Here is a 16,133-nt window from a genome sequence, read left to right as displayed (position 1 = left end):
CGTGACACTTGCCCGCGCGGAGCATGACGGGTTTAATACCGCCAGTTTTTTGGCGCCGTACTTTCGGCACCTGCCCCAGACTGGAAAATCCAGACTGGAAAATCCGGGCCGGGAAAATCGATGCTGCAGGTCACCCCGGTTCGGGCTTTTTCCGACAACTACATCTGGCTGATCCATGCGCCGCGGGATACCAGCCAGGTGGTGGCTGTCGATCCGGGCGATGCCGGCCCGGTCGAGGCGCTGCTCGCGGCCCGCGGATTGCGCCTGGCGGCCGTGCTGATCACGCATCATCACCGTGATCATGTCGGCGGCGTGACCGAGTTGCTGCGGCACCACCCGGTACCGGTGTTCGGTCCGGCGGGCGAGACCATACCGGGACAGCCCCGGCCGCTGCGCGAAGGCGACGAGGTGCGGCTGGACGAGCTGGGGCTGTCGTTTCAAGTACTGGATGTACCCGGCCATACGGCCGGACACATCGCTTATGTGGGGCATGGCGCGCTGTTTTGCGGCGATACCTTGTTCGTCGCCGGCTGCGGACGGCTGTTCGAGGGTACGCCACAACAAATGGTCACATCCCTGGCGAAGCTGGCGTCATTGCCGCCCGACACCTTGGTGTACTGCGCACATGAATACACTCTCGGCAATCTGGCATTTGCCAGGGTGGTGGAACCCGGCAATGCCGATGTGGCCGACTATCTCGACGAATGCCGCCGGCGGCGAGCGTGGGATGAGCCGACGGTACCCTCGGTACTGGGGCGGGAACGGAATGTGAATCCGTTCCTGCGCTGTGACCGGCGGACTGTGAAACAGGCCGCGGAACGCCGGGCAGGCCACGCGCTACATAGTCCGACGGACGTATTCGCGGTGCTGCGCCGCTGGAAAGATGGTTTTCGTGCCTGAACCGGGTTCGTTCCGGCAGCTGCTACCGGGGTCTGAGCGACCGATGCGAATCCATTTCGATCCCGTGGGATCGAAATGGATTCCTCTCGGCGCTGGATCTGCAAACTCAAAGCATGACAGCGTGCGCGCGGCGTGCGTGAAAAGAAGAGAGGTCCAATGATCGAGGCGCAACGCCGATGGTCCATCGCGCACCCCCCACTAGCCGCACTGCATTTCCGACTCTCCGGCTCCGGATCCACCGGCCGCCGGCCACGCGGCGCTCGAACCGGCGGCCGCGGAATCGGCGCGCGGCTGCTCGCCCTGACTCTGGCGCTGGTGCTGGGAGGCTGCGGGCATCTGGCGCAGCATACGGCGAATGATGATTTCCAGGCCATCGAGTTCGACCCGACGAAATTGGATGAAGCGTCCATCGGCACCCTGGGCCCCGAGCAGATCGAGGACGCCATCGAAGTGCTGGATGCCCGCACCGAATCGCAGCGCCCGCTGGTGAGCGAACTCGGCGAAGGCGCCGCCGGCCAGGCGCCCGATGACCTGTTCGAACGGATTCGCGCCGGCTTCAGCCTGACGGATGTGGATCAGGCCGCGGTACAGTATGAAGTCGACTGGTTCGCCCGCCACCCCGCCTACCTGGACCGCACCTTCAAGCGCGGCGAGCGCTATCTGCATCACATCGTCACCGAGATCGAAGCGCGCGGCATGCCCTCGGAGCTGGCCTTGCTGCCGGTGGTGGAAAGCGCATTCAACCCGGTCGCCTACTCGCGGGCACGTGCCTCGGGACTGTGGCAGTTCATTCCCGCCACCGGGCTGCGTTACGGCCTGAAGCAGAACTGGTACTACGACGGCCGGCGCGATGTGCTCGCCGCCACCACGGCGGCTCTGGACTATCTGGAAGCCCTGGCCAAGATGTTCGAAGGCGACTGGCTGCTGGCGGTCGCCGCCTACAACACCGGGGAGGCCAACGTGGCGCGCGCGATCAAGCGCAATCTCGCGGCCGGCAAGCCCACGGATTTCTTTCATCTGCAGCTGCCGCGCGAAACCCGCGCCTATGTGCCCAAGCTGCTGGCGATGCGCCGCATCGTCGCCGATCCGGCCGCCCATGGCCTGGCGTTCTCCAGCATCGCCAACCAGCCTTATTTCGTCAAAGTCGAAGTCGGCGGCCAGATCGACCTGCAGGTGGCGGCCGAACTGGCCGAGCTGTCGAAAGAGGAACTGCTGGCGCTGAACCCCGCCTTCAACCACTGGGTGACCGATCCGGAAGGTCCGCACCATTTGCTGGTGCCGGTCGACCGGCATGACCGCTTCGTCCGAGGCATCGCCGCGCTGCCGCCCGGCGAGCGGGTACGCGTCGTCTATCATCGGGTACGTGCCGGCGATACCCTGGGCGCGATCGCCAACCGTTACGGCGTCACGGTCGCCGCCCTGCGCGCCGGCAACAAGTTGCACGGCACCCTCATCCACCCCGGGCAGGACCTGCTGGTGACCGCCGCACCTGGTGCACGCACCGGCGGTGGCGCAGCGCCTGCCGCCGCCATCCACGCCGCAGCACTGGCTGCCGAATCATCGCCCCGAGCCGGCGGCAAGGGCGGCAGGCATATCGTGCAGCCGGGTGACACCTTGTGGAGCATTGCCCGCCGGCATGGCGTGAACATGGACCATCTCGCCCGCAGCAACGGTCTGCCCACCCACGGCACGCTATCGGTCGGCCAAGTCATTTCGATTCCGGGCACTACCCGCATGGCTGCGCTCAGCGCCGGCGGCGAGACGCGCTCCACGACCTACGTGGTACGGCGCGGCGACAACCTGTCGCGCATCGCCGATCAATTCCGGATCCGCCTGAGCGACCTGATGAACTGGAATTCGCTGCACTCGGACAGCATCATCATGCCAGGCCAGCGCCTGGTGATGTACATCGACGAGCGTCGCCGCGCGGGAATCTAGCGGCGCTGTATTACAATCCATCCGGCGTCCATCATCACATCCATACGGAGCAGTTCATGGGATTTCTTGCCGGTAAGCGCGCCCTGATCATTGGCCTGGCCTCGGAGCGCTCCATCGCCTACGGCATCGCCGCGGCGATGCGTCGCGAAGGCGCTGAACTGGCGTTCAGCTACCAGGAACGTTTCAAGGACCGGGTCGAGCGCCTGGGCCAGGAGTTCGGCTCGAGCGCGGTCTTCGGGATGGACGTGGGCAGCGATGAGAGCATCGCCGGCGCCTTCGACAAGTTACGCGGCATATGGGACGGCCTGGACATCGTCGTGCATGCCGTGGCGTTCGCACCCTCGGACGCGCTGCACGGCGGCTTCATGGAGTCCACCACACGCGAGAACTTTCGCATCGCGCATGACATCTCCAGCTACAGCCTGACCGCGATCGCCAGGGCCGCCGAACCCTTGATGGCGGGACGCCAAGGCGCCTTGGTGACCTTGAGCTATCTCGGCGCGATGCGCTCCCTGCCGGGCTACAACGTAATGGGTCTGGCCAAGGCGAGCCTGGAAGCCAACGTGCGTTTCCTGGCCTCCGATCTGGGTCCGCGAGGAATCCGGATCAATGGTATTTCGGCCGGCCCGATCCGCACCCTGGCGGCTGCGGGCATCGGCGGATTTCGCAAAATCCTGGGCCATGTGGCCGCGGTGGCTCCCTTGCGGCGCAATGTCACCATCGAGGATGTGGGCAATGCCGCCGCGTTCCTGTGCTCGGATCTCGCCTCCGGCATCACCGGCGAGATCGTCTACGTGGACAACGGCTACAGCACGGTCGGCATGACGGTCGGGGCGGAGTCCTGAGCCTGGCGGCGGACGCCATCGACGCTTTCCTCACGCCTCAGGCAGTCCCGTCACTCCTGTCATTCGCAGCAACCCTCTTCCGGCAAGCCGAAGGGGGATCTCCCGGCTCATCAGTCGAACAGCGTGTCGTTGCGCACGATCTTGGCGCGGCGCTCGGCCTGCGCCAGGTAGGCGGAAAATTCCTGGTTGCCGTTCCGGCGTTCGGCGCGCCGGCGGCGGTCCCTGCGCTCCTGCTCGGATTCCGCGGCAGGGTCGCCGGCACGCGCCTGGCTGACGGCATACACGGCATAGTTACCCTCATCGGTGGTCACACCGGCGATATAGGGCTTGTCGGTACCGATCTGTGCCGTCGGCACGGCGAAGGCGGCAGCGAGCACCGCGCCCGGGATCACCTTGTCATCGCGCGTCACGAAACGCGCGGCGATCGCATCGACACCCAGCGCATGGGTGACCTGCGCCCATGACTCGCCCTGATGCAGACGCCCCGCGGCATCCTCACCCTGCTGCTTGGCCAGTTCGCGCATGCGCTGAGTCTTCAATGTGGCACGGATCTGCTCCTGTACCTGTGCCAGCGGACGCGGAGTGGCCGGCGTATGGCCGGTCACACGCAACACCAGGGCACGGTCTTCGCCGATCGTGATGAGCGGACTGTTTTCGCGGCGATCCAGCACCTCCTCGCTGAATGCCGCCGCGATGACGTCACGATTGGCGTCGAACTCGCCGCCGCCTTCACGGGTAAAGCCCTCGAGCGTTTGCAACGGCAGATCCAGCGACTGCGCCACCGAGTCCAATTCGGTCAGGCTGGCGAACGCCTCGTCACCCAGCTTCTGGGTCTCATCGTAAAAAATCGTCTGGGCACGCTCCTTACGATACTCGTCCTCGACCTCCGCGCGAGCGTCCTCGAAACTGCGCAGGCTGCCGGGGCGGATGCCTTCGAGCTGCAGCACGTGATAGCCGAATTGCGTCTTGATCGGACCGCGGGTTTCACCTTCGCTCATGCCGAACAAGGCATCCTCGAACGGACCCACGAACATGCCGCGCTGTGCCCAGCCCAGATCGCCGCCTTGCTGCGCCGAGCCGGGATCCTTGGAATACGCCTTGGCCAAGGCGGCGAAGTCGGCGCCGTTCTTGATCTGCGCGGTGAGCTCCTGCGCCTTGTCGCGCGCCTGCGCGTCGCTCACGCCGTCATCGACCGTGATCAGGATATGCCGGCCATGACGCTGTTCGGGAGATTCGTAGCGATCCTTGACCTGCTGGTAGTACTCGCGCAGAGCCTGCTCGGTCACCTCCACGGCCTGCTCGGCCCGCGCGCGCGTCAGTTCCAGATACTGCAGATCGACCATTTCAGGCAGCAGATAATCGGCGGAATGCTCTTGATACCAGCGCTCGACCTGTGCATCGTCGATCTCGACCTGGCGCGCGAATCCGCTGGCCGGAATCAGGGCATAGGTCACCTCGCGGGCCTGCTGTTCGAGCGCATAGCGCCGGTCCAATTCCTGCGGTGTCACGAACGAGGATTCGACGATCCCCTCCTGCAACTGGGTGATGAGCAGTTCCGACTGCAGATCGGCTTCGAACTGGGTTTCATGCATACCGCTGGAGCGTAGCAGCGCCAGATAGCGGTCCTTGGAAAACTCGCCATCGACCTGGAAGGCCGGCACCTGCTTGAGACGCTCGACCAGCGCCTGGTCGCTGACGCGATAGCCGAACTGCCGCGCGCGCTGCGTCAGCAAGCTCTGCTGGATGAACTGTTCCAGCAGCGCGGCTTGCTGCGATTTCAGCAGTTCCTCCGGAATCTCATCGTGCAACACCTGCCGCAGCTGCGACTGGCGCTGCTGCCAGGCCCGGCGCACCAGGTCCGCGGAAATCGTCTCGCCATCGACCTTGGCGGCATAGCTTTGCACGCCGGCGCCGAAATCGACACCCCAGAACACGAACACCACGGCGATCAGGCCGATGAAAAGGAACGCCACCAGCCCGGTTATTTTTTCGCGAATCTTTTGCAGCATAGCCTGACAGTCTAACGTAGCTGAGGAACGGCCGCGACCGGCGCCTTGGAGTCCGCCGCAAGATATCGACTGGATCGGTCAGCATAGGGCATGGCAACTCTCGAGGGTAATTCAGGGATAAACTATTTACGATCAATCGAGACGGGACGAACCCGTACCGGCCGTATGAACCACATCACTCGTTCATCATTACCTGATTGACTTTAATGTCAATTTTTCAGAGCATATTTTGGAGGGTGCAGGAAGGACGTCTCTTTCAACTGGTGCCGTCAGCGAAAAGAGCGCCGAGGTTGCGGTTCATGTACCTGACTGCGGAGGTGTTCGACGCGATCAATAAGCACAGAACCGACTCGGCAGAGATTGAGCGTTATGCGCAAATGGAAGCCGACCTGGGAGAGTTCGTGACGAGCCGAACCTTAGATCCCAAGTATCTTTTTTGCTGAGCCCCATCAGAGAGTCTGTCTGGGAGATACGTATCATCCGGCCAGATCCGGGCATTAGAACACTAGGACTGTTCGCGGCTAAAGATGTTTTTGTGGCGACCAACTTTGCATCCAGAGATGAGTTACCGGGTTGGAATACACCGCAGTGGAAGTACGTCAAGCAAGTGGCGCAGACAACTTGGCGCCACCTATTCCCAGCCTACGATCCGATGCGGGATACAGACGCCAGGAATCTCGTTACAGGAGCGATCGATGGAAAATATTTCAGGTAAACGTGCGCTGAGCGAGCGCGAAATCTTTTACTTCAGACAGCGATGCAAGAATCGTCTGTTTCAATCCCTCGTGGCCTTCTTCGCCGAAAAAGCCGAGAAAGAAGGATTGACGAAAAAAGATCTCGCCGTGAGCCTGGGGAAAGATCCAGCGCAGATAACGCGCTGGCTCTCCGGGCCTGGTAATTGGACGCTCGATACCGTCAGCGATCTTCTTTTGGCAATGAATAGCGAATTGGATCACCGCATCGAGCCTTTGGAATTACGCGAGTCACCAACAAGAGTAATGTTTGCTTGGGGAAATAGCCCAAAGATCACTGGCGAAGATGCACAAAGCAACGGCGGAAACTGGAAGATGGTGCAGCTCGGATGAGCATTCCCCTGGAAATCAGGGAAGTTCTTGTATGTGATGATATTCGTCGCGAGGATAACGGAAAGGCGATTCTGATAGGCGTCTATGTTGGCGATATATTGGTATCAGCCTTTCCGGTGAATCTGCGCTTGAGCTTCTGGCTACAAGGACGCGCCCGTAAGAATGCCCGCCCTGGAATTGCAAAGTTCAAGATTGAAGTCGCGGATCAGGACGAGGACGCCGAGCCAATACTTGTAGAAACCAAGTTCGACGCGCCTCCTACCGGTATGAGCGATGGCGTCCTCATATTTGCAGCTGTGCCGCTTACCGTCAGGCAACCGGGGCGTTTGTTGATTAGTGTGGATGAAGGCAGCAACGAGTGGATCGAGCTAGCCAGCAAGACAATCAGCGCGATCAAGCCTGTCAACGAGCTTGCGCAACCTTCTTAGCAATCTCCACACACTATTCAGCGCAACAGCTTCCAAGTGCGCCTGTACTTCAGAATGCGCCGTGCAGCGCTTCCGTCAGGCGCTCCACGCCGATGATCTCCAGGCCCTCGATCGGCCGGCGCGGGACATTCGCGACCGGCACGATCGCCCGCTCGAAACCATGCTTGGCCGCCTCGCGCAGGCGCTCCTCGCCGTAGGGCACCGGCCGTACTTCCCCCGCCAGACCGAGTTCGCCGAAACACACGATACGGCCTGCCAAAGGTTTATCGCGCGCGCTGGACACGGTGGCCAGCACCGCCGGCAGATCGGCGGCCGTTTCCGAAATACGCACGCCGCCCACCACGTTCAGGAACACATCGCGCCCGGCTGTGGAAATGCCGCCATGGCGATGCAGGACCGCCAGCAGCAACGCCAGCCGATTGGCTTCCAGACCGACGGCGACGCGGCGCGGATTCATGCCCTGGGATTCATCCGTGAGGGCCTGCACCTCGATCAGCATGGGGCGGCTGCCTTCACGCGCCACCATGACCGAACTGCCCGCCACCGGCTGCGCATGCTGCGACAGGAAGATCGCGGAAGGATTCTTGACTTCCTTCAGACCCTGCTCGGTCATGGCGAACACGCCGACTTCGTTGGCGGCGCCGAAGCGGTTCTTCACCGCACGCACCAGCCGGTAGCGACTGCCGGCGTCACTTTCGAAATACAGCACGGTATCCACCATATGCTCCAGGATGCGCGGACCGGCGATGATTCCTTCCTTGGTGACATGGCCGATGATCAGCACCGACACTCCGGAAGCTTTGGCGAAGCGCACCAGCGCCGCCGCCGATTCGCGCACCTGCGAGGCCGAGCCCGGCGAGGACTCCACGTTGGCGGCGAACATGGTCTGAATCGAGTCGATCACCAGCACGCGCGCGCCCGACTGCACCGCCTGTTCCAGGAGTGTTTCCACGGAGGTTTCCGCCAGCAACTGCAGACGCTCCCCGGAAACCTCCAGGCGCCGCGCCCGCAGACTGACCTGGCGCAGCGATTCCTCGCCCGTGACATACAAGGTGGGGGTGGCGCGGCTGAGCGTATCGCCGGCCTGCAGCAGCAGAGTCGATTTGCCGATGCCCGGATCCCCGCCCAGCAAGGTCACCGACCCCAGCACCAGTCCGCCCCCCAGCACCCGGTCGAGCTCGGCCAGCCCGGTGGGAATGCGCGGTTCATCCTGTTCGGCGACTTGCGACAGCAGGCGCGGCTCCCCGCTGCCGGCCGTCAGCGCCCGGTGCGGCGGCGCGGCGCGCGCCACCGTGACCCGCTTGAGAGCATCGCCCGCGCCGCAGGCGGGACATAGCCCCTGCCACTGCAGGCTTTCGTTGCCGCACTGATCGCAAACGAAGACTTCACGGGATTTGGTTTTGGCAGCCATCGGCCATTATGTGTACGCATCCGGCAACCATCGCAAGTCGGAAGCAGGCGATACTCCGAGCTGTGACGCCGGCTGCAATTTCACGGCCGAACGTTCGTCTATACTCGCGCCGACTTAACATATCGGTACGGCCGTGGCGGTAAAACTGGCGCGCTTTTCGTGGATTCCCGGAGGTTTGGCGGCAGCCCTGGTCATCGCCTTCGGCCGTATTGCCTTCCCCTCCCTCGGCGAGTCGGTGGAGACCGGGCTGTACGACCGGGTGATGGCCACGATGGCTACCCAGCCAGCCCAGGACGTGGCCATCGTCGCGATCGACGATGCCAGCCTGGAGGCGCTGGGCGAGTGGCCCTGGCCGCGTGATGTCCACGCCGACTTGCTGGAGCACTTGCGCGGCGCACACGCCCGCGTTGTCGCCTTCACCATGCCGATAGACGATGCCTGGCGCACCAGCGAGACTGAACGTCTGCGCGCGGCGCTCGCCTTGCTGGAATCCTCCAATCTGGGGGCCTCCGACCAGGCGCGTCAACTGCGCCGCCTGCTGGGCGCTCCCAGCCGCGGGCGCGACCCCGATACACATCTGGCCAAGCTCATCGGCGCCCACGGCAATGTCGTGCTGCCGGTGGAATTGCGCGTGGGCGAGCCCAGCACCCAGCCCGTCGATCTGTCGACACGCTTCTTCCCGGAAGCCGGCAGCGCACCGACGCGAGCCGCTCCCGCCGCGGCGATCGTGCGCGCGCCGGGAGCAATCTTCACCAATGCCGCCGGCGCGGTGGGTCACGGATACTTGCCGGCGGACGCCGACGGCAAGGTACGCACCGATCTGGCCGCGGCGCGCGTCAGCAGTGTATTGCTGCCTTCGCTGGCCGTTGCGATCGCGGCACGCGCCACGGGGCTGGCGCCAAACGAGATGCGTTTCGTGGACGACACGCTGCAACTGGCCCGCCACGACGTTCCCCTGGAGGCGGGCCTGCGGCTGCGCCCGCATCGCTTCCCCGAGAGCGGCTCACGAGCGATCAGCCAGTATCCCTACTGGCAGGTTCTGGCCGGCGAGGTGCCGGCCGAGCAACTGCGTGACAAGATCGTGCTGATCGGCATCACCAGCAAACGCCTGCCGATGGATATCGCACCGTATGCCGGAACCGATGAAAATCTGGCCTCCTCGCCGGTACTTATCATTGCCGGCACGGTCTCCAGCCTGCTGTCCGGCACCCTGTATGCCCGCCCGAGCGCCATCGTCCTGGCGGAATGGATCGCCGGGGCCGCGGTCGTCGCCTTCGCCGCCCTCGCCCTGCCTGCCATGGGCGCCGCCGTGGGTTCCCTGGCGACGATCCTGCTGATCGCCGTACTGGCCCTCACCGAGGTGGGGCTGCTCGGCGCGGCACAGTTGTGGGCCAAGTTCATGCTGGCCTGCACGGCTGCCCTGGCCGGCCTGGCCGCCTACCTGGTGAGCGAACTGCTCCGGCGAGCAAACATCCGCCATGCCAAGGACGCGGTGGATTCCGCGGCAAACCTGCGCGCTCTGGGCCAGACCTTCCAGCGCCAGGGGCAACTCGACCTGGCATTCGAGACCTATCGGCGCTATCCGCTGGATGCCCCGACGATGGAGCTCATGTATCAGCTCGGACTGGATTTCGAGCGGCGCGCGCAGCGCCCGAAAGCCTCTGCCGTGTATACCTATATCGCCAGCCGCGACCCGCACTACCGGGACTTGAAGAACCGCATGAGCCGGGTCCGCGAGGAGCCCCTGGCCCGGCCGACAGGAAACTTCGGCACCCACGTCGAGCGCGGTGAGCGGCCAGGACCGGCCGGTCTGCCGGCCTTGGCGCAAAATGGCGGTCGAGCTGCCTCGAAGACACGCGGCAATGGCGAAGCGGCAAGCATCGGCCGCAACGATCCCGGCTCGGCCGCCTCCTCCTGGGCCACCACGATTCCCGCACTGGACGAGCCGGAAGACAGTCTGGCGCCGTTCGACCGCTATGCACTCGGCTCCGGCGGGCGTACCCTGGGCCGGTACCAGATCGAACGCGAGCTCGGCAAAGGCGCCATGGGCACCGTCTACCTGGGGCGCGACCCGCACATCAACCGGGTGGTCGCCATCAAGGCGATTCCGCTGGCCGAAGAGTTCGCCGAGGATGATCTGGAGGAGGCTCGCGCCCGCTTTTTCCGTGAAGCGGAAATGGCTGGCCGCCTGAATCATCCGGCCATCGTCACGGTATACGATGCCGGCGAGGATCAGGGTCTCGCCTACATCGCCATGGAATACCTGCGCGGACAGCACCTGAGCCATTTCACCGCGCCGGCGCAGCTGCTGCCCGCCCGGCGCGTCATGCAACTGGCCGCCAGGGTTGCCGATGCACTGCACTATGCGCACCGCCAGAACGTCATTCACCGCGATATCAAACCCGCTAATATAATGTTCGATGCGGATACCGACGAATTGAAGATCACCGACTTCGGCATTGCACGCCTGGCCGATGTCAGCAGAACCAAAACCGGAATCGTCCTGGGCACCCCGTCATTCATGTCACCGGAACAACTGGAAGGCCGCAGCATCGATGGACGTTCGGATCAGTTCTCGCTGGGTATCAGCCTGTACCAGCTGCTGTGCGGACAGCTGCCGTTTCGCGCCGATTCCATGCCGCGCCTGATGCACAAGATCGCGACCGAGCCGCATGCGCCGATACGGGTACTGCAACCGGAATTGCCGGAGTGCATCGATTCGATCTTTGCCCGGGTACTGGCCAAGTCCGCGGATGATCGCTATGTGAACTGCGCCGAGTTCGGCGCCGCCTTGCGCGAATGCGCCGGCGCAATGGCGCCGCAACACGAGCCGAAGCACGAATGGCTCATCCCATGAAAGGGCGTCGCACCCTATACCGCACCAGGAGGGGTATGCCGCCCGGCCTCACCGCTCGCCAGGGAGGCTGTCCATGTCGGTCATGAGGGGCAAGATCCGCTCGGTCGGCTTGAGCGACGTCGGGCGCGTCCGCGATCACAACGAAGACACCATCGGCGTGGATGCCGACATCGGTCTGTTCGTACTCGCCGACGGCATGGGCGGCTACAACGCCGGGGAAGTCGCCAGCGGCATCGCGGTGAAAACCGTCATGAGCCTGGTCAAGGAAGCCATGGAGCACCAGGACATGAACAGCGCCGATCCCGAGACGGGACTGGCGCGCTGCGCCATCGTATTGCGCGACGCGATCGTGCGCGCCAATAAGATCATCTACCAGACCGCCCGAACCCAGCCGCAATGCGAGGGCATGGGGACCACGATCGTTGCTTGTCTGTTCTACGACAACAAGGTGGCCACCGCACACGTCGGCGACTCGCGCCTGTACCGTCTGCGCGCCAACCGCTTCGAGCGGATGACCCTGGATCACTCCCTGCTCCAGGAACTGGTCGACCGCGGCTTCTATTCCCAGGCCGAGGCCCAGCGCGCCACCAACAAGAACTACGTGACCCGGGCGCTGGGCGTGGAGCCGACCGTCGATGTCGAGGTGCACGAGCTAGGGGTGCAGAAAGGCGATTTTTTCGTCCTGTGTTCGGACGGGCTGCCCGACATGGTGGAGGACGAGGATATCCACTTGACCATGAGCACCTTCGGCACCAATCTTGAAATCGCCGCCAAGCAATTGATTCAATTATCGAACGATAATGGCGGTCGGGATAATGTCTCGATCATTCTTGCCCAAGTTGTCGACTCGTTCGCAGCACGGAATGGCGTGGTTGACAGAATCTTGCGATGGTTCGGCTAGTGGACCTCAGGGGTACTCCGCGGGCCGTTCGTGATCATCCGGGTCCAGCCGCGGCTGGCCGGCCGGCGGTGATTTGGCAATCGAATCCGAGTAGTGGGGACGAGACATGGCACGGTTGATTCTGAGCCTGGACAGTCAGGTACTGGCCGAATACAACATGAACAAGGAACGCTACACGGTGGGCCGGCTGCCGGATAACGATATCCGTATCGATAATCCGGCAGTGAGCGGCCACCATTCTCTGGTGATCAATATCCTCAACGACTCGTTCCTGGAAGACCTCAACAGCACCAACGGTACCTATGTCAACGGCAAGCTCATCAAGAAGCATGCCCTGCAGCATGGCGACGTCGTGACCGTCGGCCATCACCAGTTGCGCTTCATCGACACCGACAGTAGCGAGAACGAGCCGGACGAATTCGAAAAAACCATGGTGATCACGCCGGGCTCGGCCGTGGCCGCCGCCGCGGCACACAAGGCCTCGAGCTTCGGCGCAACCTCCGGTCCGGCGCCGGCCCGCTCATCGGCCGCCGTGCCTTCGCATGCCGGAACGGAACCCCCGGTGGCGCTGGCCAAGGCGAAGCTCCAGGTGCTCAGCGGCGCCTTCGCCGGCCGCGAGTTGGAGCTCAACAAGGCACTGACCACCCTGGGACGTCCCGGCGTGCAGGTCGCCGCGATCACGCGGCGCGCCGACGGGTTTTTCATCGTGCATGTCGACAGCGGCAAACCCAAGGACTATCCCCAGGTCAACGGCGTCACGATCGGCGAACAGGCGCGCAAGCTCCAGGACAACGATGTGATCCTGCTGGCCGGCGTCAAGATGGGTTTCTTCGAGGCCTGAGACCCGTCCCGGACGGCCGGGCCGAGGCGAAATTCAGCCATGCTTCAGCCGCGATACCGCTTGGTCTTGCGCCGCATAAAGGCGGCGGAATCGAAGTGCCGCGGCGCCCCGCTCCGTTCCCCTTCGATCAGCGCTTGCCGGATGACCTCAGCCTCGGCAGCGCGCTCCTGCTCGCGACGGACAAGATCGCGGATCGACTCACTCTTTGTCATATCCCCTGCCACTGCCGCTTCACGCGTTCGGTGATCCGGCACACCAGCTCGTAGGTGATCGTATCCGCATGGGGAGCGACCTGCTCCGCCGGCAAACCTTCGCCCCACAACGTGACGGCGCTGCCGATGTGCACCCCCGGCACACTCGTGACATCGATCGCGCACATGTCCATGGAAACGCGGCCCACGATCCTGGCCTCGTGACCATCGACCCGCACCGGCGCGCCATTGCGCATGCCGCGGGGATAGCCGTCGCCGTAGCCGATCGCGGCGATGCCGATCGACACCGGCTGCGGCGCCCGCCAGATCGCTCCGTATCCGACGGTTTCGCCGGCCGCCAGCCGATGCAGGGCGATCAGCCGGGTGGACAGCGTCATCGCCGGCCGCAGTCCCAGGGTGGCGGCGCTGCGTCCGGCGAGCGGTGAAAGACCGTAGAGCATCAACCCCGGGCGCACCCACTCCAGCCGGGTCTGCGGCCAGGCGATCAATCCGGCCGAGTTGGCGATGCTGCGCTCCAGTCTCGATGCGCCGGCCCCAGGTGCCCCGGCTCCCGGCTCATCGAGTCCCAGCGCATCGCCTCCCAGTGCATCGACAACGGCGCCGAAGGTCTCGATCTGCGCGCGCGTGAGCGCGCTGTCCGGTTCATCGGCGCACGCCAGGTGAGTCATCAGACGCATGCCCGCCACGGCAGCGCAACCGCTCAACCGCGTGCGCGCCGCCGCCAACTCCCCGACCCTGAAACCCAGGCGATTCATGCCGGTATCGAGTTTCAGCCACGCCGTGAAACGATATGCGCCGGTGAATTGCTCCAGCATGTGGATCTGTTCGCCGGAATGCACCACGATCTCGACACGATGCCGTGCGGCGCATTGCAGCTGTGCGGCCGAGAACACGCCTTCGAGCAGCAGGATGGGCGCCGCGATGCCGGCCTCGCGCAGCGCCAGCGCCTCTTCCAGCCGCGCGACTCCCAACGTAACATCCTGGGTCACACCCCGGCCGGCACCTTGGCCGGCACTCCGGTCGACGCCCTGCCCGACTCCAGGGTCGACTTCATGACCGACGCCCTGGCCGGCTTCATCGCCGGCGCCGTGAGGATCGGCCCCGGCGAACACCCGGGCGACCGGCACCAGCCCATGTCCGTAAGCGTTGGCCTTGACCACCGCCACGATGCGCGAGCGCGGCGCCAGGCGACGCACGACGGCCAGGTTGTCGCGCAGCGCCGTCGCGTCGATCGTTACCGCCGGAAAGCCGGAACGATCAGCCGAACGGCGCATCGCCATAGGCGGTTTCGGGCGCGTAGTTCTCGAACTTGGTGTATTTGCCCAGGAAGGTCAGCTGCACATCGCCGATCGGACCGTTGCGCTGCTTGGTGATGATGATGTCGGCAATGCCCTTGCGCGTGGTATTGGCATCGTACACTTCATCGCGATAGATCATCATGATCACATCCGCATCCTGCTCGATCGCGCCACTTTCGCGAAGGTCCGACATGACGGGCCGCTTGTCGGTGCGCTGCTCGACGCTGCGGTTGAGCTGCGACAGCGCGATCACGGGAATCGACAGCTCCTTGGCCAGCGCCTTCAGGGAACGCGAGATTTCGGAAATCTCGGTGGCGCGATTTTCGCGCGTGCCCGCCACCTGCATCAACTGCAGGTAATCCAGTACGATCAGGTCCAGGCCGTGTTCGCGCTTCAGGCGCCGCGCGCGCGCGCGCACCTCGGTGGGCGTCAGCGCGCCGGTGTCGTCGATATAGATCGACGAGGTTTTCATCATCTGGATCGCCGTGTTGATGCGCGACCACTCGTCGTCACCGAACTGGCCGGTGCGCAGATGACTTTGATCCACCCTGCCCAGCGATGAAATCATGCGAAACGCCAGCTGCTCGCGCGACATTTCCATGCTGAACACGCCGACCTTCGCCCGCGGCGGGCCGAACGCCGCATTCTCGGCGATATTCAGGGCGAAGCTGGTCTTGCCCATGGACGGCCGGCCGGCGATCACCACCAGGTCGCCGCGCTGCAGCCCGGAGGTCATTTCATCCAACCTGTTGAAGCCGGTGCTCACTCCGGTGAGCGCACCGCTGGCGGCATTCAAGCTGTCGAGACGATCGATCAGCGCGCCCAAATCATCGCGCAGCGCCACGAAACCCGAGCCGGCCTTGTTGCGGTTCTCGGCGATCTGAAATACACGCCGCTCGGCCTCGTCGAGAATTTCACCGGCCTCGCGGCCTTCCGGATCGTAGGCGCTGGCGGCTATTTCCCCGCCGATATGAATCAGCTGACGCAGCGTGGAGCGTTCCCGGACCGCGTCGGCGTAGGCACGTACGTTCGCCGCACTGGGTGTATCGCGTACCAGGCTGGCAAGATAGGCCAGTCCGCCCGCCTCCTCGCCCAGGCCCTTGCGCTCGAGCCAGTCCGACAAGGTGACGGCGTCGTAGGGCTCGCCCCGGGCGGCGAGTTCGGCGATGCCTTCGTAAATGAGCTGATGATCGCGGCGATAGAAGTCTTCCGCGGACAGACGATCGGCGATGGCGTCGAATGCCCGGTTATCGAGCATCAGGCCGCCCAGCACCGCCTGTTCCGCCTCCACGGAGTGGGGCGGTACCCGTATACCCTCGATCGCAGCCTGCTCACGAGCACGCCGCGCGCCCGTCGCCACCTTGTAGCCGGTCTCGGCCATTGCCGCGATGGAGCCGGTTGCGCCGGA

13 protein-coding genes are annotated in these 16,133 nt (G+C 64.1%); 8 read left to right on the top strand and 5 right to left on the bottom strand.

The annotated features are described in order from the left end of the window. Nucleotides 1–120 precede the first annotated feature (120 nt). From gloB to ACG33_RS04630, 3 genes are all read left to right on the top strand, one after another. Nucleotides 121–900 carry a hydroxyacylglutathione hydrolase gene (gene gloB, locus ACG33_RS04640; protein ID WP_066919114.1) on the top strand — a complete coding sequence of 260 codons (780 nt, stop codon included), beginning with the start codon at nt 121–123 and terminating at the stop codon, nt 898–900. Nucleotides 901–1,056: 156 nt separating this feature from the next. Beyond that, on the top strand, nt 1,057–2,838 hold the full coding sequence (locus ACG33_RS04635) for a lytic transglycosylase (protein WP_157071667.1): 1,782 nt from the start codon (nt 1,057–1,059) through the stop codon (nt 2,836–2,838). 56 nt (nt 2,839–2,894) lie between these two features. Continuing rightward, complete coding sequence (locus tag ACG33_RS04630) at nt 2,895–3,683, top strand: enoyl-ACP reductase FabI (RefSeq protein WP_066919110.1); 789 nt, start codon at nt 2,895–2,897, stop codon at nt 3,681–3,683. A gap of 110 nt (nt 3,684–3,793) precedes the next feature. Here the strand turns inward: ACG33_RS04630 and ACG33_RS04625 are convergent, their stop codons facing one another. Next, nucleotides 3,794–5,692, bottom strand: coding sequence for a SurA N-terminal domain-containing protein (locus tag ACG33_RS04625; protein ID WP_066919108.1), 1,899 nt, complete (start codon nt 5,690–5,692; stop codon nt 3,794–3,796). A 695-nt stretch (nt 5,693–6,387) separates the two neighbouring features. Between ACG33_RS04625 and ACG33_RS04615 the strand changes: the two genes are divergently transcribed. Both ACG33_RS04615 and ACG33_RS04610 read left to right on the top strand, forming a co-directional pair. After that, entirely contained in the window at nt 6,388–6,777 is a 390-nt protein-coding gene (locus ACG33_RS04615) for a helix-turn-helix domain-containing protein (protein ID WP_066919104.1), read from the top strand. After that, nucleotides 6,774–7,205 (top strand): DUF6941 family protein, encoded by a 432-nt coding sequence (locus ACG33_RS04610; RefSeq protein ID WP_066919102.1) that lies wholly within the window; start codon nt 6,774–6,776, stop codon nt 7,203–7,205. Before ACG33_RS04615 ends, ACG33_RS04610 begins: the two co-directional genes overlap by 4 nt. A 49-nt stretch (nt 7,206–7,254) precedes the next feature. Here ACG33_RS04610 and radA read toward each other — a convergent pair whose 3' ends face one another. After that, complete coding sequence (gene radA / locus ACG33_RS04605; RefSeq protein ID WP_066919100.1) at nt 7,255–8,616, bottom strand: DNA repair protein RadA; 1,362 nt, start codon at nt 8,614–8,616, stop codon at nt 7,255–7,257. Nucleotides 8,617–8,749: 133 nt separating this feature from the next. Here radA and ACG33_RS04600 point away from each other — a divergent pair, with 133 nt between their 5' ends. From ACG33_RS04600 to ACG33_RS04590, 3 genes are all read left to right on the top strand, one after another. Continuing rightward, complete coding sequence (locus tag ACG33_RS04600; protein ID WP_066919098.1) at nt 8,750–11,473, top strand: CHASE2 domain-containing serine/threonine-protein kinase; 2,724 nt, start codon at nt 8,750–8,752, stop codon at nt 11,471–11,473. Between the two features lie 73 nt (nt 11,474–11,546). Continuing rightward, complete coding sequence (locus tag ACG33_RS04595; RefSeq protein WP_066919096.1) at nt 11,547–12,374, top strand: Stp1/IreP family PP2C-type Ser/Thr phosphatase; 828 nt, start codon at nt 11,547–11,549, stop codon at nt 12,372–12,374. A gap of 106 nt (nt 12,375–12,480) precedes the next feature. Beyond that, the gene (locus ACG33_RS04590; protein ID WP_066919094.1) at nt 12,481–13,215 is read left to right on the top strand and encodes an FHA domain-containing protein; all 735 of its coding nucleotides are present in this window, start codon (nt 12,481–12,483) and stop codon (nt 13,213–13,215) included. Between the two features lie 44 nt (nt 13,216–13,259). On the opposite strand, the gene ACG33_RS15630 is transcribed toward ACG33_RS04590, so the two are convergent. Genes ACG33_RS15630 through dnaB form a run of 3 tightly spaced genes read right to left on the bottom strand, consistent with a single transcriptional unit; the run spans nt 13,260 to nt 16,106 of the window. After that, nucleotides 13,260–13,427 (bottom strand): ribbon-helix-helix domain-containing protein, encoded by a 168-nt coding sequence (locus ACG33_RS15630; RefSeq protein ID WP_083536451.1) that lies wholly within the window; start codon nt 13,425–13,427, stop codon nt 13,260–13,262. Next, nucleotides 13,424–14,701 carry an alanine racemase gene (gene alr, locus ACG33_RS16315; RefSeq protein WP_210399173.1) on the bottom strand — a complete coding sequence of 426 codons (1,278 nt, stop codon included), beginning with the start codon at nt 14,699–14,701 and terminating at the stop codon, nt 13,424–13,426. Before alr ends, ACG33_RS15630 begins: the two co-directional genes overlap by 4 nt. Further along, nucleotides 14,685–16,106 (bottom strand): replicative DNA helicase, encoded by a 1,422-nt coding sequence (gene dnaB, locus ACG33_RS04580; protein WP_066919090.1) that lies wholly within the window; start codon nt 16,104–16,106, stop codon nt 14,685–14,687. Before dnaB ends, alr begins: the two co-directional genes overlap by 17 nt. Nucleotides 16,107–16,133 lie beyond the last annotated feature (27 nt).

The organism is Steroidobacter denitrificans (assembly GCF_001579945.1).
In the GTDB taxonomy this organism is placed as follows: Bacteria; Pseudomonadota; Gammaproteobacteria; order Steroidobacterales; family Steroidobacteraceae; genus Steroidobacter; species Steroidobacter denitrificans.
The sequence above is the reverse complement of the archived record's forward strand: the minus strand, read 5'-3'. Positions and strand labels throughout refer to the sequence as shown.